Below are 22,293 nucleotides of genomic sequence, written 5' to 3' on the forward strand. Positions count from 1 at the left end.
ATTCTCTTTGAAAGCAAATGAACAAGTTCATTTCATTGGAATCGGTGGATACGGCATGAGCGCTATCGCTAAAGTCGTTATGGAAATGGGCTACAAAGTAACAGGATCTGATGTTGCAGAATCAGCATTATCTAAAAAGCTATCTGCGCAAGGGGCAACAATTGTTATTGGACACGATGTCTCTAACATGAAAGGGGCTTCTATCGTTGTATATTCTACTGCGATAAGTCAAGATGATGTTGAACTAGTAGCAGCAAAAGAAGCAGGAATAACTGTATTACATCGTTCGGAAATGTTAGCGAAATTACTTAATGCTACTTCTGGTATTGCTGTTGCTGGTGCTCATGGTAAGACAACAACGTCTTCGATGATTGCCCTAGTTATGGAATTGACGAAGCAGGACCCTACTTATATTATTGGCGGTGAAATCGTCAATTTAGGAACAAACGCTAAAGCTGGTCAAGGAGCTTACCTTGTAGCAGAGGCTGATGAGAGTGACGGAACTTTCCTACATTATTTCCCGACTATTGCTGTTATTACAAACATCGAAGCTGACCATCTTGAAAATTATGATGGTGATTTTGAAAATATTAAAAAAGCATACGTACAATTTTTGAAACAAGTGAAACCAGATGGTAAAGCGGTAGTATGTTTGGATGATCAAAATGTTAGAGAGTTATTGCCTCGTGTATATGATGATAATGCATTACAGGACCAACAATTAATTACTTATAGTATTCATGAGCAAGCAGATTATATGGCTAGTAATATTATTGAAGGTGACCGTACCGTAAGTTTTGAGCTGTCTACTCATGGAACATCATTAGGACAATTCGTGCTTTCAGTTCCGGGTGTACACAATGTATATAACGCCATTGCGACAATCATTACTTGCTTAGAAGCGGGAGTTGAACTTGAAGCACTACGTAAAGCTATCAAATTATTCGTAGGTGCCAAGCGTCGATTCCAAGTTATTGCTGATGTACATGATATGCTTGTTGTTGATGATTACGCTCACCATCCAACAGAAATTGTTGCAACGATTAACGCATCAAAAGCTACTGGGAAACGTATTACAGTTGTATTCCAACCGCAACGATTTACGCGCACGTTTTTCTTGCTAGATGAATTCAGTAAAGCATTCCCAGAAGCGGATTCTGTTATTATTACAGATATTTATTCGCCAGCTGGTGAAGAAGCGATTGAAGGCGTATCATCGCAAAGGTTAGTTGAGCTTATTAAAGAAAATGGGCAACATAACGTGCAATATATTGCAACGAACGAGGAAGTGCTTGAGCAGTTGAAAACGAGCATTCAACCTGGTGATATGGTAATTACGATGGGAGCAGGAGATATTTGGAAAGTATCTCATGCACTTGGTGAACATATAAAAGCATAAATAGTATCTAATTTTGTGAAAAGCATCTTAATGTAGTCGTCCTTATGACCGCATTAAGATGCTTTTTTATTCTATCAGCTCATTTCTTCTATCATATATTCAATGAAAGATTCATAGACTTATAGGGAGAAAAGAAGGAGAGTGATAGAAATGCAACATCAAAACAGAATTACTTATCGATTTGATCGTAATGGTAATAAAATAGATTCTTTACAGCAACAACCTACAGTAGTGAGCGAGGGTGATTCTACGCAAGAGTTGAATATTGAGCAGTTAGAGCAATTAATACGTGAAGCTGATGGAGTTATTGCTCATACTGAAGAGGGAAATGATGTAACTGATATAGCTAGACCAGCAAGTGAAGCACATCATCGTTCGCGATACGAGTTAGACTTAGAAGAACTTGAGGAATGGCAACAAATTCGACCTCCATATGAGGTTGAATCTAATTGGAAGAATACACAGTCTTTGTCGGAAAAAGAAGACAAGCATGAAAGTAGACAATCATTATATGATGAGCAACTTTCTTCCAAAATGATGAATCATGATCATCGTATAGACATGGATAACTACGATTTGGAAGCATCACGAGCTACATATCCATGGCAACAACCAGATTGGTCAGCGCCGATCATTGATGAAGTACAAATTACAAAAAACAAGCAAAGATTTAGTTGGACCAATGGATTAGTTGCTGTGTTATGCGCGGTATTAACAGGTACCTTACTTGGCTATTTATTACTAGTTCAAGTATTTGGATCTACACTTTGGCCAAGTAACAATTCAACTGAAACTGTCGAAATAGAAGAAAAAGTAGTTGACCAAGTGGATGCTTTACCAACTACTGATGAGAACGTACCAACGGTATCTATGAATACGTCTGAAGCTCAGTTTAGCTATCAATTGCTACAAGCAGGGGTTTTCAGTAAAGAAAATTCAAGAGATGAAGTGATAGCAGCACTGAAAAAAGCGGGTTATGCTGCTGCATACACGCAAGCAAATAGTGGTAAATATTTTGTGTATGCGGCAATAGCTACTTCTGCGAATAACATAGAGCCATTTAAATCTGATGTATCAGGATTTGAATTATATCGTAAAGAATTAGTATTGCAATTACCAGAAAAGTTACAATATGACGGTGAAGCAGCACAATTAGAATCGTATATTGAGAGTAGTAATCAGCTCATTGGAATGTATGCTGATCTAGTAGCTGCACAACTAGAGCAGCCTACGCTTAGTGTTATAGGTGCATCTGCGCAAAAAGCCTCGCAAACGCAATACGAACAATGGGAAAATATTGCAAATGAAGCGATCGTTGGATTCAAAGGTACTACGAACGAATCGCAAGCGACACAATTACAACAATCGTTACAATTAGCACAACAACAGTTGCTGAAATACCAAGAAAAACCAATCTCCAAAAATATTTGGAGTGTAGAAGAAGCAATTGTTAAAGCAGTTCTAATACAAAAAGAATGGTTTGAGCAAGTTAACGGATTGTCATAGACTATAATGGTGCGTATAATAGAAACTGTACGATAACGTTCGAGAAAGGAAGTGAACTTTTGAAGAAAAGTAAGTGGTTATTACTATTGCTTATTTTGCTAGGTTTACTTGCAGGTTCACTCATAGGATACTGGCTTGATGCGGTACCTGGATTATCCTTTCTAACAAATGCAATTGAGACAGATTGGAAGCCTTCCTTTGATCTTCATGTCATTGCCGTTGACTTATCGATACATATTAACATTAGTCTATTAAGCATTGTAGGGATGTTAATAGCGATATGGTGGTATCGTAAATTATAGATGAAATTCAAAATACTAGGCTGTGATCACGATGTATAGCGTAGTAGCTTAGTCGGCATCGAATATGGCACTCATCGGAAGACTGCAATGCTCATGTACCAATAACGTACATTCCGCATTTCGTTTCCTAGCTTTATGCCATCTTCTTGGTGCTGACAGCCTAACATTTTGAATCTTTATTGTAATTGAAGTGACAGTGAAGAAGGGGTAGTAAGCAGATGAATGAGCGCATAATGCCATATGATTATAAATCGATTAGTCGGTTAGTACTGGCTTCATCGTCACCGCGCCGGAAGGAACTGGTCGCAACACTTGACCTTTCCTTGCCGGTGTCTGTTTTTTCTTTGGATACGGACGAAACTATTCAAACAGATTGGTCACCAAGTGATACAGTAGAACAGCTAAGTTTGGCAAAGGCAACTGCAGTTAGACAAGCTATACTAGCTGGAGAAGCTGCTGAATATTCTTTTGATGAGAATTCATTAATATTAGCTGCAGATACGATTGTATTGTTGGATAATGATATATTAGGGAAACCTAGTTCCATCGAAGACGCTGTCACGACACTGATGCGTTTACAAGGCAGAGAACATCAGGTGCTGACTGGAGTAACATTACTTCATACAGGTACTGGTGAGACGCTTGTACAACATCGGGTGACTCATGTGAAGATGCGACCACTCGCTGAAGAAACAATTCGTTCTTATGTTGCAACTGGAGAAAGTTCGGATAAAGCGGGTTCTTATGGAATTCAAGGGAAAGGTTCTATCCTCGTTGATTCCATTACAGGATGCTATTTTAACGTCGTAGGTTTACCGGTTTCGCTTGTAGCAGAAATGCTACTACATTTTGATGTTCTGGTCTTACAATAACTAACTTAATACGGAATGGTGGGAATTGGACATGGCAGACAGTGGATCTAGCTTGCGTAATGTCCCCCATAATGAACGTCCTAGAGAGCGCATGATGGCATATGGGGCCGATGCATTAAGTCATGCAGAGTTATTAGCGATATTGCTTAGAACAGGTACGAAAAGTCAATCTGCTGTAGCATTGGCTACAACGGTATTGCAGCATTGCGGAAGTTTAAGACAACTGGTAGATATGAGTGTAGAAGAGCTTACCGCTATTAAAGGAATTGGACAAGCAAAAGCATTACAATTACTAGCTGGAATAGAGCTAGGAAAGCGTGTTTCACGTAGTAAACTCGGAGACATTGTAATTGTAAAAAGTCCTAATGATGCAGCTATGTATATCATGGAAGAACTGCGATATTTGAAGAAAGAACATTTTTTATGTCTGTTTTTGAATACGAAGAACGGGATTATTGCGAAAGAAACATTATCTGTTGGCACATTGAATGCATCACTCGTTCATCCAAGAGAAGTGTTTCGTTCAGCAATTCGTAATAGTAGTGCTTCCATTGTATGCGCACATAATCATCCTAGCGGTGACCCTACACCTAGTCCAGAAGATATTAAGATTACGAAGAGACTGGTTGAAGCGGGCTCCCTAATTGGTATTGAGATACTTGATCATCTGATTATTGGCGATGGAAAATTCGTTAGTTTGAAGGAGCAGGGTTATCTATAATATAATGTATAGGGATTGACCGACTAGAAGGGAGTTACATCATGTTTGGAAGTTTTTCGAAAGATTTAGGAATTGATTTAGGCACAGCTAATACTTTAGTGTATATTAAAGGAAAAGGTGTTGTCGTGCGCGAACCATCTGTGGTCGCGATTCGTAATGATACAAAAGAAATCGTAGAAGTAGGGGAACATGCAAAACTTATGATTGGACGTACACCAGGTAATATTAGTGCGATTCGTCCAATGAAAGATGGAGTTATTGCTGATTTTGATATTACTTCTGCAATGATTAAATATTTCATTAAGAAGGCTCAAAAGAGTCGCTCTTTATTTGGTAATCATCCGAATATTATGATTTGTGTACCTTCTGGTATTACAGCAGTTGAAAAACGTGCTGTAATAGATGCTGCTAAACAAGCAGGCGCAAGGGAAGCTGAAACAATTGAAGAACCATTTGCAGCTGCAATTGGGGCGAATCTGCCTGTATGGGAACCAACTGGTAGTATGGTTGTAGACATTGGTGGAGGAACAACTGAAGTTGCTGTTATTTCACTTGGTGGTATTGTAACTAGCCGTTCTATTCGAGTTGCAGGTGATAATATGGATGAATCGATCATCCAATTCATTAAAAAAACCTATAATTTATTAATTGGTGAGCGGACTGCGGAACAACTGAAGATGGAAATTGGTTCAGCGACTAAATTATCTCAACCGAAAACGTTAGATATTCGTGGTCGTGATATTTTGTCTGGATTACCAAAAACATTAACGATTTCATCAGATGAGGTTACTGATGCGTTAACGGATACCATTGCAGCTATTGTAGAGGCAGTGAAAATTACACTTGAAAAATGTCCTCCTGAATTATCAGCAGATATTATAGATCGTGGAATTGTATTAACAGGTGGTGGAGCACTACTTGCGAATTTGGATCAACTATTAAAAAAAGAGACGGGAATGCCGGTAATTGTAGCGGACAATGCTTTGGATTGTGTAGCGATTGGAACAGGACTTGCGTTAGAGCATCTTGATTTGTTCAAATCAAAAACTTCACTTAAATCTAGGCGCTAAGCTTATGCCTGTAATCTCACACATGGCAGGTGAAAACTATTGTTCAATTTTTTAAAGAATAAGCGGCTTTTTATGCTTATGATCGGTTTTCTAATATTTATAGTCATGATTGGATTGTCTATCGGTGGTAGACAATCCCTCACATGGCCAGAAAAGTTTTTGAAAGATGCCGTTGGAGGCATTCAACAAATGATTTATCGGCCCGCTGGTGCAATAGCGGGCTTCTTTCAAGATATGAACAACCTTTCTTCCATCTATGAAGAGAACGAACAACTTCGTATGCTCGCCTCTGCCTATGCACGTGATAAGGTAGAATATAATTTTACAAAAAACAAAAATATTGAGCTTCAAGAAGCATTAGATTTCACTTCACATCAGAAGGAAATGTATGATTATACATATATGATCGCACAAGTTATTTCCGTCAGTAATGATGCGAATAATCGTACAATCAACATTAATGTAGGCTCTAAACAAGGCGTCCAAAAAGACATGGCAGTCGTAACTGTTGATGGTTTAGTCGGTTTAGTTAAAGCCGTGACACCGTTTACTGCTTCCGTTACGCCTTATACAGAACTTAATTCATTATCTACTGCATTTAATGCCATTTCAGCTACTGTTTTGGATAAAGAAACAGAGTCATTCGGTATTCTCACAGATTATGATGCTGAACTCGAACGCATCACGATGACAAAAATTGGTGAAAATGATCCGATAGCTGATGGAGATACCGTAATAACTTCTGGATTTGGTAATATCTATCCACGAGGTTTGCAGATTGGTACGGTTGAATCACTTAATGTTGGTGATGCAGTTCTGACATACCAAGCAACCATTAAACCTTTTGTCGACTTAAATCAATTAACAGAAGTATTCGTTGTGAAAATTCCGCAAATTAACGAAGATGAGGAGCTTACGCCATGAGCTTGAATCGAATCGTTCTGATCATACTTATTGTCTTTGTATTAGAGGGGGCTTTAATGCCTTGGTTAATACCTAGCAGTTTTGGAGATCGAATTATTCCTCATTTCACATTTGTAATGGTAATTTTTGCTGCAATGTATGGTAGTCGACATCAAGCACTTGGATTAGGAATGGGCTTTGGGCTTCTGCAAGATATTATGTATTATGGTCATGTTATGGGAGCACATTTCTTCTTCATGGGCTTAATCGGATATTCAATTGGTATTCTACTTGAACGCAAGAAAGCTACATTAATGCTTGCCATTTCAGCCATTGGTTTTGCCTGTATTGGTTATGATTCGGTATTATACTTTGTTAATAAAGTATTTAAGCTTACGACGGGCTCTTACCCATGGGCACTAATTCAGTACATTTTACCTAGTTTATTTTTACAACTTGTATTCGCACTACTTATCTATGTACCGGTACGTAAAATGTTCGAGTTAAGAAAGCAGTTCCATTCTTCAGTTTCTGCGGAGGAAATATAGCGATTAAGAAGGAAAAGCTTGAACAAATCGAGAATACATTACGTTGGGAGGGACTAAGATGACTGAAAAACAACATATAATGATTAAAGGTGTCAAGGATGGTCTGCTTTTCCTTCTCGACGATAAGTGTGAATTCGGGGTGCTAGTTTCAGAGTTAAAGAATAAGATTGAAAAAACTCATCAGCAATTATTGTCTGGTCCTTTAATTCATATCACCGTGAAGCTTGGTCGAAGAATTATTACAGAAGAACAAACGAAGTTAATTTCAGATATTATTCGATCGCAAGGTAATCTTATGATCCAAGCAATTGAAAGCGATATACCCGCTGAAGAGAAAAATAAGGCTCATGCGGAACTGAAAGTGATGGCGACGATAGTTCGATCAGGACAAGTTATTGAATTTGACGGAGACTTATTATTATTAGGTGATGTGCATCCTGGTGGAGTAGTCCGATGCAGTGGCGATATTTATATTTTAGGATCTCTTAAAGGGCAAGCATGCGCAGGTGCCAATGGACGAGAAGATGCCATCATTGTTGCCTCTTATTTGAAGCCTACTCAATTGAAAATTCATGAAATCATAAGTAAACCATTCGAAGAGTGGGAAGAAACAGATGGTTTGATGGAATATGCATATATTCAAGATGATGCGATGGTTATACAGAAGTTAACGCTACTACATCGTGAGAACAGATTACCAATTATGATGAGGGGAGTGTAAGAGAATGGGAGAAGCCATAGTTATTACATCTGGAAAAGGCGGAGTTGGTAAATCTACAACATCTGCTAACATAGGTACATCGCTTGCATTGTTAGGTAAGAAAGTAATACTCGTGGATACCGATATTGGTCTTCGTAATCTTGATGTGATTATGGGACTAGAAAATCGTATTATCTATGATATTTGTGATGTTGCAGAAAGTCGTTGTCGTTTAGAACAAGCAATCATTAAAGATAAACGTTTCGACGAGCTGTACATGTTGCCTGCAGCTCAAACGAAAGATAAAGATGCTATTACACCAGATCAAGTGAACAAAATTGTGACTGAATTAAAGCAAACTCATGATTTCGTTATCATCGACTGTCCAGCGGGTATTGAACAAGGTTTCCGTAATGCGATAGCTGGTGCTGAACGTGCGATTATTGTAACCACACCAGAGGCTACCGCAGTTCGTGATGCTGACCGCGTCATTGGTTTGCTTGAGCAGAACAAAATACCTTCAAAATTAATCGTTAATCGTATACGTCCAGGTATGTTGAAATCAGGTGATATCCTTGATGTTAATGATATTTGCCAAGTACTAGCTATTGATTTGTTAGGTATTGTACCGGATGATGAAAAAGTAATTGCTAGTGCTAACCACGGTGAGCCAGTTGCTTTGAATCCAGCTTACAAATCAGCTATTGCATATCGCAATATTGCAAGACGTATGCTTGGCGACATGGTTCCATTGATGGTGCTTGATGAAAAAGTAGGCACTTTCAAAAAGATCCGAAAGCTCTTTGGAATGGGATGATGTAGTTGCTTAACAAGATAAAAAAAATCGACTGGATGATCTTAATTATTCTTGTAGGATTGATGGTCTTCAGTTATTTTGTTATACGAAGTGCAACCGAAAATACGATATTGTATCATGGCTTTGAAAATAAGCAGCTACTGTATTATATTATCGGATTTGCAGTTGTCATATTATTAGTATTTATAGATTACAGAGTCTTTCTAAAAGCCTGGTGGATCATTTATATCATTGGAGTTGTCGCGCTCATCCTTATTTTTCCATTAGGTAAAGAGATTAATGGAGCTATTGGATGGTTTGATATTGGTGGTATGTCCGTTCAACCTGCTGAAGTAGTGAAATTATTTCTTATTATAGGTATTGCGCATCTTATGGGAAAACGACAAGGTGAACAGCTACGATTCCGCAGAGATATTATTCCGATCGGAATTTTTTCTCTGATTCCATTTGGACTTGTTATGGCACAACCCGACCTTGGTAATGCAATAATTTACTTCGTTATTGTTGTCGGCATGTTATGGATAGGTAATGTAAACCATTGGCATGTACTGATTGGTATTGCAGCTTGCGCAATCGCAATAGCAGGTGTGTTATTTATATTTAATACATTCAATGACGAGATTAAAGATTATCTTATAGCCGAGAAAAAAACTCACTGGTATGATCGGATCAATACCTTTTTGAATCCTAGTGAAGCATCTGCTGATGCAAGACATCAATCCGAGAATGCGATTCAAGCAATTGGTTCTGGTGGTTTGTCTGGGCAAGGCTATCTTCAAGGTGGCATGAAAAATGGTGGTTTTATTCCTTATCCTTACTCAGATTCAATCTTTGCTGTTATTGGAGAAGAATTTGGTTTTCAAGGTGCAGCGATACTATTACTATTATACTTCTTGCTAATTTACAGGATGATTATCGCCTCTTTCAATTGTAAAGATAGGCGAGCCTCGTATTTAATTATTGGAATTGTCTCTATGTTCGTGTTTCAGATTTTCCAAAACATCGGAATGATGATTGGGTTGATGCCAATTACCGGGATAACTCTTCCGTTTATTAGCTACGGTGGTACTTCAGTGCTGATCAATATGTTTTGTATTGGGTTGGTGTTGAGTATTAAGGCGCATCAACATATGTACGAACTACCCGACTGATAGAGGAAGTTCAAAACTGTGGACTGTGATCACGTGGTAACGCGTTGTAGCTTAGTCGGCATCGAATATGCTCTCCATCGAAAGCCTGCGTGTGCTCACGTACACAATACGTACGCTGTGCTGCTCGTTTTCGCTGAAGTGCATCTTCTTGGTGCTGACAGCCCACGATTTTGAAGCATCAATCAAAGTCTCGTGCTGAACATTGTCCGCTCGTGTAAGCATGCGTACACTTTGCTGGGTTACACCTAGGGTGAAATAGCAACAACAAAAAAGACCAACCGGTAATTACTGGTTGGTCTTTTTTGTTGTTGGTTATTGCATACTTGTCCTTTTACAGTCATACCTATTAGGAAAGATGATTGTAAATGGAGTTGATACTATTGAGTAAACTGCCAACCAATGTGGAAAATGATCCTGAGAAGTTTTGGAAATTAAATGCGAATCCATGGGAATATGGAAGTCATCACAGTAATAATCCAGAAGATCATGTCGTTCAAGATGAATTAGATGCAAGAAAAAAGTATAGTTTTTTTAGTCATTTGAAAATCCAAACAATTATTGCGATTGTAATATTGGGCATTGTATTTATTGCAACACAAATTTCAAACCCCTATGTTGAAAAAGGTAGAAGTTGGTTGGGACGAGAATTGCAGACCTCGTTTGACTTTGTAGCTATAGCCAACTGGTATGAAGATGTATTTTCTGGCTCTCCTTCCTTCATTCCTAGTTTTGGTAATAAAAGCGAGTTAGCTTTAGCCAAGCATAATCAGAATGTTGAAGTCGTTGCCCCTATTGAAAATGGTGTACTTCTTCATACATTTGCAGAATTGCTCAATGGCGTCGAAATTGTAGGGGAACCAAATGCTGTAGTTCATGCTGTAGAGAAGGGAAGAGTTATTCTAGTAAGAGAACAACAAGATAGTGTCATTATTCAACATGCAGATAAACGTATATCGATATATACGAGATTAAATGAAGTCAACGTGCAAGTTAGTGATTGGGTAGAAGCTGGAGCAAACATCGGGAAACTAGCCCCTGTTGCTGATGAAGATTATAGTGTGCTATTTCTTGCTATGAAGCAGAATGATCAATATATCGATCCACTGGAAGTGATTTCAGTTGAATAAATGGTTAGAAATTAAATGGAGTCTTCATCCTTTATTTATTATGATATTGCTAGCATCTACGTTAACAGGATATTTCCTAGAGTTAATCACTTTATTTCTACTTGTTATTGTCCATGAGTTAGGACATATTGTAATGGCTTTTGCTGTCGGATGGCGTGTGAAAGCAGTGAAATTATTACCTTTCGGTGGCGTAGTTGAAGTTGACGAAGGTAATGGTGCATCAGCGAAAGACGAATGGCTTGTCGCAATAGCGGGTCCCCTACAAAATATATGGATGGCGGCATTTGCTTGGATGATGGGGGACTTAGGCGTATGGTCAATCGAATGGACGAACTATCTCATCCAGGCAAATTTATGGTTAGCGGCTTTCAATATGCTGCCGATACTACCACTTGATGGAGGGAAAATAGTACTAGCTATGCTAAGTTATCGTTTTCAATTTTTCGATGTTCTATTATGGACGGCTAGAATGAGTATTGTTTGTAGTGTTATTTTAATTAGTTATGCGCTATTACCTGTATTTCAGAAATTAGAAGGAATCAAATTGAACGAACTAATGATTGGAATATTTTTGTTATATTCTAATCTTACTTATCATCGTCATGTTCCTTTTTTATTTTATAGATTTTTGCTATTTCGTTCGAAGCGAGTAGAACAACTTGAAGTAGCAGGTGCTCGAGTTGTTCCGATTTTTGCACAATCACAGCAAAGTTTATATGAGGTATTCAAAAGGTTTAAACGTGAACAACTCCATCTCTTATGTGTCGTTGACGGTGGTACGCGAGGTATGAAACTTTATTCTGAACAAGAGACACTGCAATATAGTGCAGATGGAAGTAATCTTCATCGTGCAGTTGGTGAACTTTTCCGTTAAAATGAAAGAAACGGGTAAAGGTGGTGACGAGAAATGAAGCAATTGCTTATCCATATGAATGAAGCACATACTCAAGCAGCGTTACTAGTGGATGGACAACTGACGGAATTCTTCGTAGAGCAAACAACAGAACGTAGCTTAGTAGGTAATTTTTATAAAGGAATCGTGCAAAATGTGTTGCCTGGCATGCAGGCTGCTTTTGTTGATATTGGTATTATGAAAAATGCATTTATTTATATAGACGATATACTTGATCCTAATATGGATAAGCAACCTCGCGAGAAACCTACAATATCTCAAGTCACCTATCCTGGCCAAGAACTTATTGTTCAAGTTGTGAAAGATCCTTTTGGCAATAAGGGTGCTCGAGTAACAACCCATTATAATTTGGCGGGAAGATGGCTAGTATATATGCCCAAAGCTGATTACATCGGAATTTCCAAAAAAGTTGTTGATGAACATGAAAAAGAGCGATTGAAACAAATTGGTACTAAGCTTATATCCAATGGTGAAGGAATAATTATGCGAACTGCTGCTGTTGGTGAAACGGTGGAATCATTACAGGCGGACGTTGATCATCTTCGTCATATATGGGAACATGTCGCTGACACCTCAAACAAGGCACAAGCGCCACACTTACTTCACAGTGAAGAACAATTACTACAACGTGTATTTCGTGATCTTTATCGATCAGATGTTGATGAGATTTGCGTAAGTTCACCAGAGCTTCAAGAAGAAGTTCAACTTATTATGCAACTGATTGCACCTCAAGAATCACCGAATATAAGGAGTTACGTGCAACAACAGCATGCGATCATTTCACAATTTGGTGTTCATAAACAGCTTGTGTCTGCCTTTGGTCGCAAAATTCCTCTTAATAACGGGGGATATATAATTTGGGAAGAAACCGAAGCATTAACGGTTATAGATGTAAACACGGGGAAATTCGTTGGGCATAATAATTTAGAAGACACATTGTATCAGACGAATGCTGAAGCTGCACAACTTATCGTTAGATTGCTACGTTTACGAGATACAGGTGGAATTATTATTATTGATTTTATCGATATGGAATATGAAGAAAATCGTAATCGAATATTTAAAATATTATTTGAATCCGTGAAATTTGATGGAGCAAAATGTGTTGTTTTTGGTTGGACAAGGCTTGGATTAATGGAATTAACGCGAAAAAAAGCTCGAGATAGTTATACTTCGAAATATTTGCAAGAAATTCAGTTGAAGTAATAGGCTACTTATGATACAATACTTTGGTGTATTGTTCACATTGATGAATAATACAAGTACCGCACGAATCGGGTTTAAGCTCATTGGCAACAATGACACCTTGATTAGGCGAGTCTTCGACAAATAAGGAGGTGCACCAACTATGTTCGCAATTATCGTAACTGGTGGTAAGCAGTATAAAGTTCAAGAAGGCGATGTAATTTACATCGAAAAACTTGACGGTAGCGAGGGAGAAAACATTGTTTTTGACCAAGTTCTAGCTGTATCAGGAAGCAACGGTTTTGTTGCAGGTACTCCAACTGTATCTGGCGCTAAAGTGTCAGGAAAAGTGGAGAAACACGGCAAAGGTCAAAAGATCATTGTTTACAAATACAAAGCGAAAAAGAACTACAGACGCAAGCAAGGTCATCGTCAACCGTACACTAAAGTAACTATCGAAAAAATCGAAGCTTAATAGGAGCTAAGATGATTACGATCACTATTGTACGAGAAAACGATAACAATCGTATTGTATCATTCGCTGTTGAAGGACATGCTAATTATGCGAAACACGGTAAAGACATTGTCTGTGCTGGAGTTTCTGCTGTATCGGTTGGTACAGTGAATGCGATCGAAGCGTTAGCGGGAGTCGAGCTTCCTGTCAAGATGAAGAATGGCTGGCTATCTTCTCCTATTCCGCGAATTGCGGATCAAGTAGTGGAAGAAAAGCTTCAGTTATTACTTGAGTCTATGATTGTGATGCTTGATTCGATCGCTCAATCATATGGTGATCATGTATCGGTACATGATCGCAATTCAAATAATAATTAAGAAGGAGGGACACTAGATGTTGAAATTAAATCTTCAGTTGTTCGCATCCAAAAAAGGTGTAGGTTCTACTAAGAACGGTCGTGATTCTCATTCTAAGCGTCTTGGCGCTAAACGTGCAGACGGTCAAGTCGTTTCTGGTGGTAGCATTTTGTACCGTCAACGTGGTACAAAAATTCACCCTGGTACTAACGTAGGTATCGGTAAAGATGATACGTTATATGCTATGATTGACGGCGTGGTTAAGTTTGAACGTTGGGGTCGTGAACGCAAAAAAGTGAGCGTATACCCAGTTGAACTAGCACCAGTTGCTGCAGCAGTAGAAGCTTAATAACGAACGAAATTAGCCCCTTCCAGCATTGCTTGGTCGGGGCTATTTTTAAATAATGATATAATAGTGAGTAGTGTTAAGTAAAGAGGTGGATTTGCTAGATGGAGCAATGGTACTTATGGCGACGTTGGCTATGGCTTACTGCTTTTATACCTGCAATATTAATCTTCGTTTGGCCTAATCACAGATGGATAAATCTACTTGCATTAATTTGGGTAGCAGTTATTGGTGCTATCTATTATTATGTCGAGCAGAGAATACACAAACAACAACTTTCTTTAACAATAAAGTCAACCCATAAACAATGGATTTCAACGATGAATCATCATCGTCATGATTGGATGAATGATCTGCAAGTATTATTTGGTTATATACGTCTTGGTAAGCAAGAGCGCATAACTGAATATGTAGAACGAATAAAGGGGAAGATGTTAGCAGAGAGTGCAATCTCAAAGCTAGAGGAACCTTCTCTTGTTAGTTATCTTATTGGCTTTCGAACGATTCCGAGTAATTTCATCCTAGAAGTTAGTTTCTCCTCTAAGGAAGATCAACGATCGATTATTATAGAGGATGAGCAGGTTAGCGAGATCATTATATCAATTATTTCTGCGTATCGCATATATGCAGCTACTGATATGACATGTGATCCAATTCTGCGATTACAATTTGAAAACAATAAGGGTCATTTGAATATACATTTTGCATTTAATGGTAGTATGAATAATCAAGAATTATGGCAACAAAAAATAGAACAGCAGTTGAATGGCGCTAGATCTGTACAAATCATCGGAGCATTATCAGTCGAGCAAATTGATTTGCAGATAACTAGAGCGTGAACGGAGGCAATTCATGTTTGTCGATAAAGCTAAGATATTTGTAAAAGGTGGCGACGGTGGTAACGGTCTGATTTCATTCCGACGTGAAAAGTACGTTGAAAATGGTGGACCTTACGGTGGTGACGGTGGTAATGGCGGTAATTTGATCTTCCGTGTTGATGAAGGTTTAAGAACGCTAATGGATTTCCGTTATCAAAAACACTTTAAAGCTGACCGTGGGGAACGCGGTAAAGTAAAAGGCATGCACGGAGCAAGTGCAGAAGATACAATTGTACGAATTCCACCTGGAACAACCATCACTGATGATGATACAGGTGAAACTATTGCCGATCTAACAAGACATGGGCAACAAATTATTATCGCCAAAGGTGGACGTGGCGGTCGTGGTAATATGCGATTTGCAACACCAACGAATCCTGCTCCGTATATTGCGGAGAATGGTGAAACTGGTGAAGAGCATTGGGTAGTTCTTGAGATGAAAGTAATGGCAGATATCGGCTTGGTTGGTTTCCCAAGCGTAGGTAAGTCAACATTGCTTTCAGTAGTTTCAGGAGCAAGACCAAAAATTGGTGCTTATCACTTTACAACGATTTCACCAAATCTAGGTGTTGTTGAAGTTGGTGATGGAAGAAGCTTTGTAATGGCTGATCTTCCAGGACTAATTGAAGGTGCTCATGAAGGAATTGGACTAGGTCATGAATTTTTACGTCATGTAGAGCGTACTCGTGTTATTATTCATGTTATTGATATATCAGGAACCGATGGTCGTGATCCTTTCGATGATTGGATTAAAATTAACAACGAATTACGTCTTTATAATGAGAAATTAGCTGACAGACCACAAATTATTGCAGCTAATAAAATGGACATGCCACAATCTGTTGATAACTTGGAAATATTCCTAGAGCAATTGAAAGAGTATGATGGCGACAAAGAACATGTTATCGTACCTATTTCGTCATTAACAAAAGATGGTATTAATGAGCTTCTATATAAAGCTGCTGATGTACTTGATATTGTTGAGAAGCAATTGGCTGAAGAACAAGCTCAAGATATCGTTCCTGAAGAAGGCGAGCAACGTAAAATATTCAAATATGAGCGTAAAAAAGAATCAAGCTTCAAAATTTCTCGTGATAATGAAGATTATGTGCTTGAAAGTGAAGATGTTGATCGCTTTATGAAACGTTTCAATATGACTAGTTATGATGCCGTTATGAAATTCGCGAAAATGTTACGTAGTATGGGCGTTGATGATGAACTTCGTAGACGTGGAGCGAAAGATGGCGATACGGTTCGTATTGGTGAATATACTTTTGAATTCTTCGAAGGTTCAGATTATGACCCAAATAATTAATGATGAGGAGACGACTGAGGTCGTCTTTTTTTTTTGTCGCCTATTGTAATTAATTCGAGAATTCGATATAATGTCCACTATAAGAGAACATATGTCTTTGTTAGGAGGACAATTGATGACCGCTAGATTTTTTGTCGTCCGAGAGGATATATTACCCGAGGCGATCGTTAAAACTATCCAGGTGAAAGAAATACTGAAAAGTGGAAAAGCACATACGATCAATGAAGCTGTAGAACGAGTGGGGCTGAGTAGAAGTGCTTTCTATAAATACAAAGATGGTGTGTACGCACTAGCTGAAATTGCTAGAGAACATATTATCACTGTAGCAATGGACTTAGAGCATCGTTCTGGTGTATTGTCTAGTGTACTTGGTGTAATTGCCGCACATGATGGTAATTTACTAACGATGAATCAAAGTATCCCACTACAAGGTTATGCTAACGTAGTTTTATCAGTAGATGTTTCTGGCCTATCAAAAGAGATAGAGCCATTTATAGATTTATTAAAGCAACAACAAGGTGTGCGGAACGCCTTAGTAATTGGCCAAGGATAGTAATCAATAGATATCATAATCTGGAGGGATATAGATGAAACCGATTAAAGTAGGATTATTAGGTCTAGGTACTGTAGGTACTGGCGTAGTTCGTATCGTGGAGAATCATCAAGACGATTTGCATAATCAAGTAGGTAGTTCTATCGAGATTACAAAAATACTCGTTTCCAATGTGAACAAAGAACGCAACATTGAAGTTGATCGTTCTAAATTAACTGAAGACCCGTGGGAAGTTGTTCGTCATCCCGACATTGATGTAATCATTGAAGTTATGGGTGGAACTACGGACACAAAAGATTATATTGTAGAAGCACTTAATCTTGGTAAAAACGTTGTTACAGCAAATAAAGATCTAATGGCGCTTTATGGATCAGAATTATTAGAAATAGCACAACGAAATGGTTGTGATGTTTACTATGAAGCGAGTGTTGCTGGAGGAATTCCCATCATCCGTACACTAATTGATGGTTTTTCATCAGATCGTGTTACAAAAATTATGGGTATCGTCAATGGTACAACTAACTTTATTTTAACTAAAATGACACAAGAAGGTGCATCTTATGACGATGTACTGAAAGAAGCTCAAGCACTAGGTTATGCAGAAGCAGATCCTACAAGTGACGTAGAAGGGCTTGATGCAGCTCGTAAAATGACGATTCTAGCGCGTCTTGGTTTCCATACTGCTGTTTCTTTAGATGATGTATCAGTTAAAGGAATATCTTCTGTTACAAAAGAAGATATCCAATATGCGAAGCATCTTGGCTATCAATTGAAATTACTAGGTATCGCTGAATGTGATGAAAATCAAGTGAGCGTATCTGTGCAACCAACAATGGTGAAAAATTCGCATCCAATCGCTTCTGTTAACGGTGTATTCAATGCTGTTCTAGTATATGGTGAGGCAGTAGGTGAAACGATGTTCTATGGTGCAGGCGCTGGCGAATTACCAACAGCTACATCTGTAGTTGCCGACCTTGTCGCAGTAAGTAAAAACATTAAGCTTGGTATCAGTGGTAAACGTGTGAACACTGCTTATAAACAAACAGTGTTGAAAACTGATGATCAAATCTCTTCTAAATACTTCTTACTGCTTAAAGTTGCTGATCGTGCGGGAGTACTTGCTCGTATTACACAGGAATTTGCAAATCATGAAGTAAGCTTAGAATCTGTACTGCAACAACCTAATCAAAATCAAACTCATGCTGAAATTATCGTCATTACACACGACGCTAGCAAAGCCGCAATTCAAAATGTACTTTCATCATTCAATGCTATTGATGTTATTCATGAAGTGAAGAGCGTATATCGAGTAGAAGGATAAGCACATGAACAAAATAGAAAAACAATCCGTAGTTGTTAAAATTCCCGCGAGTACTGCTAATTTGGGACCAGGTTTCGATGCACTAGGCATGGCTTTATCGCTATATGCATGGTTAGAGCTTACAGTAGCCGATGAAACAGAGGTTCATCTATATGGCGATGGTATGGAAGGAATTCCGACAGATCACAATAATTTAGTATATAAAGTAGCTCAAAAAGTGTTTGCTCGGGTAGGAATGCCAGAGCAAGCACTTAAAATAAGTATGTATAGTGATATCCCGTTGACGCGTGGCTTAGGTAGTAGTGCGTCAGCTATTGTTGGTGCGCTTGTAGCTGCCAATGCACTGATTGGACAACCATTAACTACTGACGAGCTATTCCATATGGCAACGGAATTAGAGGGACATCCAGACAATGTAGGAGCGTCGATATTTGGTGGGATAGTTATTTCTTCATGGGATGAGAAAACAGCTCCATACGTGAAGATAACGCCTCCTATTACGCTTGAAACATTAGTTGTAGTACCAGATTTTCAATTATCAACTGAAAAAGCGAGACATGCATTACCGAGTCAATACAGCAAAGCAGATGTAGTCTTTAATATTGGTCGCAGTTCGTTGCTTGTCGCAGCGCTTGCATCTGGTCAGCTTGAATTAATTCGTACGGCTATGCAAGATAGAATACATCAGCCTTATCGCGCGGCATTAATTCCTGGAATGGAATATATTTTAGAACATGCTACTGAAAAAGGTGCCCTTGGAGCAGCTCTTAGTGGTGCAGGACCAACATTAATTACATTTGTTGATTCGCAAAGTACGCAGCAAGAGGAACTTGAACAATTTTTACTTGAGTGCATGAAGAAGGAGGGCATAACAGCTACTACGATGTGGCTATCTCCAGATATTTATGGCGCAAGAGTCATTTACGAATCCAATACGCAGGGTGAAACAATCGCGTTTATGGATTTAGTTAAAGGAGATGGACACTAATGACAACAGTAGCTCTATTGCCAGCAGGATCAGTATCAGATGAAGCAGCAAAGTTATTCTTTTCAGATGACTCCGTTCAATGGGAACATCATCGAATGATTTCAGATGTTTTTCTATCGACTGTAAATAATATTAGTAATTATAGTGTTATTCCTATAGAGAATACGATTGACGGTTCAGTGAGCTTGCATTTAGATTGGCTTGTTCATGAAGTAAATCTCCCCATTCAAGCGGAATGGGTTTATCCTTCCATTCAGAATCTTATCGGTCGTCGTTCAGAATTATTAAATGAGTACGGTCAGATAGATTATTCCAGAGTGAAAAAAGTAATTAGCCATCCAGTAGCGATGTCGCAATGTCTTCAATATATTCGTGAATATTTCCCACATGCGGAAACGGAACATGTGAGTAGTACAGCGGAATCAGTCAAAATCGTTGCAGATCGTCCAGGAGAAGGTATAGTTGCAATTGGAACAAAGACGGCTTCGGTTAATAATAAATTAGATATATTGGCGGAATCGATCACTGATCACAATAATAACTACACTCGCTTCTTCCTAGTGGGAGATAAGCCATATACTGCTCGTGAAAATAGTAATATGAAGACAAGTATTCTGGTTACATTACCTGAAGATTATGCTGGAGCATTGCATCAGGTGTTGTCTGCGTTTGCGTGGAGAAGAATTAACTTATCACGTATTGAATCGCGTCCAACGAAGAAGAAATTAGGTAGTTATTATTTCTATATTGAGATTAAGTACTCGCTTGAAGAGTTTTTACTTCAATCAGCACTGCAAGAAGTTGAAGCGATTGGGTGTCAGGTGCGGGTGTTAGGGTGTTATCCAAGCTACAAATACGAACACCTTTTATAGGTTGCTCAAAATCGTGGACTGTGATCACGCGGATTAGCTACGTAGTTAATTCGGCTTCGAATATGCCCTCCATCGAAAGTCTGCGTGTGCTCGTGTACCAATAACTACTACTTGCGCTCCTCGTTTCCGCTAGAGTGCATCTTCTTGGTGCTGACAGCCCACGATTTCGAACTTCCATTATAAGCTTCGATCAAAACAAAACCCAGCAGTATGTACTTTAACGGTACATGTTGCTAGGGTTTGTTTCATCTTACTTGATGGTTGTGTGCTCGGGGATTAACTTCGCTAGAGCCTTTATTTGTCGCCTCGTGCTAGACATTCTCCGCTCGTGTACTTGAACCGTACACGTTGCTGGGGTTCGTTACAAAGTGCTTGAGGATTGCATATTCGGGTGTTGAACTTTGGTAGAACTTTCATTTGAGACTTTGAGCTAAACATTCTTAGCTTTTGTACTCTAACCGTACACTTTTCTGTGGCATCATAAAAAAGACGATTTTTCATTCGGTTTGCGAATGAAAAATCGTCTTTTTTATTTGATTTCAGTCTGTTGGTGCTATATGTTGCCTCGTAAAATTTAATGAGAGGCAACATATTTATAACATTCTAAAGATATGTCCACATCATCTATAAATGTGACGCTTGTCGGGACTCATCTTCCGTTTATGATAGTAGCAAGGTTGTAACAACTACCGAATTAAACAAATAGGGGGATTAGTATAATGAAGAAAAAAGGGATGAAATGGTCTAGCTTACTACTACTTATTCTAATTGTTGCTATGATCGCAACAGGATGCAGCAGTAACTCAGGTGACAACAGTACTAACCAAAGTTCAGGAGGAACTGGTAAGAAAACAGAAATATTGTTTTGGTCACCGTTCTCTGGATCAGATGGACCTTTTATGAAAAAAATTGTTGATAAATACAACAGCTCACAGGATCAATACAAAGTAGATTTTGTAATTCATCCAAACGGTGAATATTACAAGCAAGTAGATATTGCACTAAGCTCAGCTAAAGATAAGCCAAGTCTTATGATTATGCACGTAGATAAGGTGCCAACATACGCTAGCAAAAATCAATTGCAAGCAATCGATGATTTAGCAGCAGAGGCGGGAATTGCCAAAGCAGATTTTGCAGTAGCTCCCGTTGAATACGGTACAATCGAGGATAAATGGTATACGATTCCTTTGGATATTCATCCATTAGTTATGTACTATAACAAAGATTTGTTCGAGCAAGCAGGAGTAACGACTGTTCCGACAAACCGTGCAGAGTTTGATGAAGCAATTACGAAGCTGACAGATGCTAGTAAGGGTGTCTACGGTTATGTAGTACCGACTCTTTGGCCACAACAATTTATTTTCCCAACATTAGTTTGGCAAAATGGTGGTCAGCTATGGGATGGTAATGATGTGGGCTTTAATTCACCTGAGGTGGTTGAAGTTGTTCAATATCTTCGCAACATGATTGAAGCAGGTACTTCTCCAGCTAACGTGCAACAAGATGGGGAAAACACATTGTTCCTTCAAGGTAAAAATGCTATTCAATTTAACGGCCCATGGATGAAATCACAATTTGATGAAGCGGGCTTAAATTATGGCGTTGCAACTGTTCCTCAATTAGGTAAAGCTGGACAAGCGGTATACGCTGGTTCACATGGATTCGTAGTTCCTCAAGGCATTACAGATGAAAAAGTTGTTGCAGGCGTAGGTGATTTCTTGAAATACGTTTCTTCTAACTCTATGGATTGGGCTGAATCTGGTCAAGCACTAGCTTCTATTCCGATGATTGAAAGTGTCGAGTTTAAAGCTCTTGAGTTCCAAAGCACAATTGCTTCTTCTTTCGAATATGTACAATTTAGTCCTAACGTAGTTAATTGGGATACCATTTCAGAGCCAATCTGGAGTGAATTGAACAACGCATTGCTTGGCAATAAAAGTGTTCAAGAAGCTATGGATGACGCAGTCAATAAATCTCATCAAGCGATGAAATAGGT

Annotated in this window: 24 protein-coding genes and 1 other annotated feature; all 24 genes read left to right on the top strand. The window is 38.7% G+C overall.

Annotation, left to right across the window (positions count from 1 at the left end; translation table 11 throughout):
* Positions 1-7: 7 nt before the first annotated feature.
* Positions 8-1,399 (top strand): UDP-N-acetylmuramate--L-alanine ligase, encoded by a 1,392-nt coding sequence (gene murC, locus NV377_RS00065; RefSeq protein WP_258199141.1) that lies wholly within the window; start codon positions 8-10, stop codon positions 1,397-1,399.
* A 150-nt stretch (positions 1,400-1,549) separates the two neighbouring features.
* Complete coding sequence (locus NV377_RS00070; RefSeq protein ID WP_258199142.1) at positions 1,550-2,905, top strand: hypothetical protein; 1,356 nt, start codon at positions 1,550-1,552, stop codon at positions 2,903-2,905.
* Positions 2,906-2,964: 59 nt separating this feature from the next.
* A complete protein-coding gene (locus NV377_RS00075) occupies positions 2,965-3,207 on the top strand; it encodes a DUF4321 domain-containing protein (protein ID WP_258199143.1) in 243 nt (80 codons plus the stop codon).
* A 218-nt stretch (positions 3,208-3,425) separates the two neighbouring features.
* Complete coding sequence (locus NV377_RS00080; protein ID WP_258199144.1) at positions 3,426-4,079, top strand: Maf family protein; 654 nt, start codon at positions 3,426-3,428, stop codon at positions 4,077-4,079.
* A 31-nt stretch (positions 4,080-4,110) separates the two neighbouring features.
* Positions 4,111-4,800 (top strand): RadC family protein, encoded by a 690-nt coding sequence (radC, locus tag NV377_RS00085; protein WP_258199145.1) that lies wholly within the window; start codon positions 4,111-4,113, stop codon positions 4,798-4,800.
* Positions 4,801-4,841: 41 nt separating this feature from the next.
* Positions 4,842-5,870 carry a rod shape-determining protein gene (locus tag NV377_RS00090; RefSeq protein WP_258199146.1) on the top strand — a complete coding sequence of 343 codons (1,029 nt, stop codon included), beginning with the start codon at positions 4,842-4,844 and terminating at the stop codon, positions 5,868-5,870.
* Between the two features lie 39 nt (positions 5,871-5,909).
* Positions 5,910-6,794: a rod shape-determining protein MreC gene (gene mreC, locus NV377_RS00095; RefSeq protein ID WP_258199147.1), complete on the top strand. Its 885-nt coding sequence runs from the start codon at positions 5,910-5,912 to the stop codon at positions 6,792-6,794.
* Positions 6,791-7,321, top strand: coding sequence for a rod shape-determining protein MreD (gene mreD, locus NV377_RS00100; RefSeq protein ID WP_258199148.1), 531 nt, complete (start codon positions 6,791-6,793; stop codon positions 7,319-7,321). The genes mreC and mreD overlap by 4 nt, the downstream gene beginning before the upstream one ends.
* Before the next feature lie 58 nt (positions 7,322-7,379).
* Positions 7,380-8,042, top strand: a complete 663-nt coding sequence (minC, locus tag NV377_RS00105) for a septum site-determining protein MinC (RefSeq protein WP_258199149.1) — start codon at positions 7,380-7,382, stop codon at positions 8,040-8,042.
* 4 nt (positions 8,043-8,046) lie between these two features.
* On the top strand, positions 8,047-8,838 hold the full coding sequence (gene minD, locus NV377_RS00110) for a septum site-determining protein MinD (RefSeq protein ID WP_258199150.1): 792 nt from the start codon (positions 8,047-8,049) through the stop codon (positions 8,836-8,838).
* 5 nt (positions 8,839-8,843) lie between these two features.
* The gene (locus NV377_RS00115; RefSeq protein WP_258199151.1) at positions 8,844-9,989 is read left to right on the top strand and encodes an FtsW/RodA/SpoVE family cell cycle protein; all 1,146 of its coding nucleotides are present in this window, start codon (positions 8,844-8,846) and stop codon (positions 9,987-9,989) included.
* A 380-nt stretch (positions 9,990-10,369) separates the two neighbouring features.
* Positions 10,370-11,116: a M23 family metallopeptidase gene (locus tag NV377_RS00120; protein WP_258199152.1), complete on the top strand. Its 747-nt coding sequence runs from the start codon at positions 10,370-10,372 to the stop codon at positions 11,114-11,116.
* The gene (locus tag NV377_RS00125) at positions 11,109-11,990 is read left to right on the top strand and encodes a M50 family metallopeptidase (protein ID WP_258199153.1); all 882 of its coding nucleotides are present in this window, start codon (positions 11,109-11,111) and stop codon (positions 11,988-11,990) included. Before NV377_RS00120 ends, NV377_RS00125 begins: the two co-directional genes overlap by 8 nt.
* A 33-nt stretch (positions 11,991-12,023) precedes the next feature.
* The gene (locus NV377_RS00130) at positions 12,024-13,235 is read left to right on the top strand and encodes an Rne/Rng family ribonuclease (protein ID WP_258199154.1); all 1,212 of its coding nucleotides are present in this window, start codon (positions 12,024-12,026) and stop codon (positions 13,233-13,235) included.
* A 44-nt stretch (positions 13,236-13,279) separates the two neighbouring features.
* Positions 13,280-13,361, top strand: a sequence feature (ribosomal protein L21 leader region).
* Positions 13,362-13,377: 16 nt separating this feature from the next.
* A complete protein-coding gene (rplU, locus tag NV377_RS00135; RefSeq protein ID WP_258199155.1) occupies positions 13,378-13,689 on the top strand; it encodes a 50S ribosomal protein L21 in 312 nt (103 codons plus the stop codon).
* 11 nt (positions 13,690-13,700) lie between these two features.
* On the top strand, positions 13,701-14,045 hold the full coding sequence (locus NV377_RS00140; protein WP_258199156.1) for a ribosomal-processing cysteine protease Prp: 345 nt from the start codon (positions 13,701-13,703) through the stop codon (positions 14,043-14,045).
* A gap of 16 nt (positions 14,046-14,061) precedes the next feature.
* Positions 14,062-14,373, top strand: a complete 312-nt coding sequence (rpmA, locus tag NV377_RS00145) for a 50S ribosomal protein L27 (RefSeq protein ID WP_258199157.1) — start codon at positions 14,062-14,064, stop codon at positions 14,371-14,373.
* 101 nt (positions 14,374-14,474) lie between these two features.
* Positions 14,475-15,209 (top strand): Spo0B domain-containing protein, encoded by a 735-nt coding sequence (locus tag NV377_RS00150; protein ID WP_258199158.1) that lies wholly within the window; start codon positions 14,475-14,477, stop codon positions 15,207-15,209.
* 13 nt (positions 15,210-15,222) lie between these two features.
* Complete coding sequence (obgE, locus tag NV377_RS00155) at positions 15,223-16,563, top strand: GTPase ObgE (RefSeq protein WP_258199159.1); 1,341 nt, start codon at positions 15,223-15,225, stop codon at positions 16,561-16,563.
* A gap of 115 nt (positions 16,564-16,678) precedes the next feature.
* Positions 16,679-17,116: an ACT domain-containing protein gene (locus NV377_RS00160; protein WP_258199160.1), complete on the top strand. Its 438-nt coding sequence runs from the start codon at positions 16,679-16,681 to the stop codon at positions 17,114-17,116.
* A gap of 34 nt (positions 17,117-17,150) precedes the next feature.
* Entirely contained in the window at positions 17,151-18,437 is a 1,287-nt protein-coding gene (locus NV377_RS00165; RefSeq protein ID WP_258199161.1) for a homoserine dehydrogenase, read from the top strand.
* A 4-nt stretch (positions 18,438-18,441) separates the two neighbouring features.
* Positions 18,442-19,425, top strand: a complete 984-nt coding sequence (gene thrB, locus NV377_RS00170; RefSeq protein WP_258199162.1) for a homoserine kinase — start codon at positions 18,442-18,444, stop codon at positions 19,423-19,425.
* The gene (pheA, locus tag NV377_RS00175) at positions 19,425-20,297 is read left to right on the top strand and encodes a prephenate dehydratase (RefSeq protein ID WP_258199163.1); all 873 of its coding nucleotides are present in this window, start codon (positions 19,425-19,427) and stop codon (positions 20,295-20,297) included. The genes thrB and pheA overlap by 1 nt, the downstream gene beginning before the upstream one ends.
* Positions 20,298-21,016: 719 nt before the next feature.
* Positions 21,017-22,291 (top strand): ABC transporter substrate-binding protein, encoded by a 1,275-nt coding sequence (locus NV377_RS00180; protein WP_258199164.1) that lies wholly within the window; start codon positions 21,017-21,019, stop codon positions 22,289-22,291.
* The last annotated feature ends 2 nt before the right edge of the window (positions 22,292-22,293 follow it).

The sequence above is a fragment of the Paenibacillus endoradicis genome, assembly GCF_024721975.1.

Coding starts and splice junctions, on each gene's coding strand:
- radC (WP_258199145.1), top strand. CDS start 4,111: ATGGCAGACAGTGGATCTAGCTTGCGTAATGTCCCCCATAATGAACGT.
- NV377_RS00180 (WP_258199164.1), top strand. CDS start 21,017: ATGAAGAAAAAAGGGATGAAATGGTCTAGCTTACTACTACTTATTCTA.
- rpmA (WP_258199157.1), top strand. CDS start 14,062: ATGTTGAAATTAAATCTTCAGTTGTTCGCATCCAAAAAAGGTGTAGGT.
- NV377_RS00090 (WP_258199146.1), top strand. CDS start 4,842: ATGTTTGGAAGTTTTTCGAAAGATTTAGGAATTGATTTAGGCACAGCT.
- NV377_RS00150 (WP_258199158.1), top strand. CDS start 14,475: ATGGAGCAATGGTACTTATGGCGACGTTGGCTATGGCTTACTGCTTTT.
- pheA (WP_258199163.1), top strand. CDS start 19,425: ATGACAACAGTAGCTCTATTGCCAGCAGGATCAGTATCAGATGAAGCA.
- NV377_RS00160 (WP_258199160.1), top strand. CDS start 16,679: ATGACCGCTAGATTTTTTGTCGTCCGAGAGGATATATTACCCGAGGCG.
- minD (WP_258199150.1), top strand. CDS start 8,047: ATGGGAGAAGCCATAGTTATTACATCTGGAAAAGGCGGAGTTGGTAAA.
- rplU (WP_258199155.1), top strand. CDS start 13,378: ATGTTCGCAATTATCGTAACTGGTGGTAAGCAGTATAAAGTTCAAGAA.
- thrB (WP_258199162.1), top strand. CDS start 18,442: ATGAACAAAATAGAAAAACAATCCGTAGTTGTTAAAATTCCCGCGAGT.
- mreD (WP_258199148.1), top strand. CDS start 6,791: ATGAGCTTGAATCGAATCGTTCTGATCATACTTATTGTCTTTGTATTA.
- NV377_RS00140 (WP_258199156.1), top strand. CDS start 13,701: ATGATTACGATCACTATTGTACGAGAAAACGATAACAATCGTATTGTA.
- NV377_RS00080 (WP_258199144.1), top strand. CDS start 3,426: ATGAATGAGCGCATAATGCCATATGATTATAAATCGATTAGTCGGTTA.
- obgE (WP_258199159.1), top strand. CDS start 15,223: ATGTTTGTCGATAAAGCTAAGATATTTGTAAAAGGTGGCGACGGTGGT.
- NV377_RS00070 (WP_258199142.1), top strand. CDS start 1,550: ATGCAACATCAAAACAGAATTACTTATCGATTTGATCGTAATGGTAAT.
- minC (WP_258199149.1), top strand. CDS start 7,380: ATGACTGAAAAACAACATATAATGATTAAAGGTGTCAAGGATGGTCTG.
- NV377_RS00165 (WP_258199161.1), top strand. CDS start 17,151: ATGAAACCGATTAAAGTAGGATTATTAGGTCTAGGTACTGTAGGTACT.
- NV377_RS00130 (WP_258199154.1), top strand. CDS start 12,024: ATGAAGCAATTGCTTATCCATATGAATGAAGCACATACTCAAGCAGCG.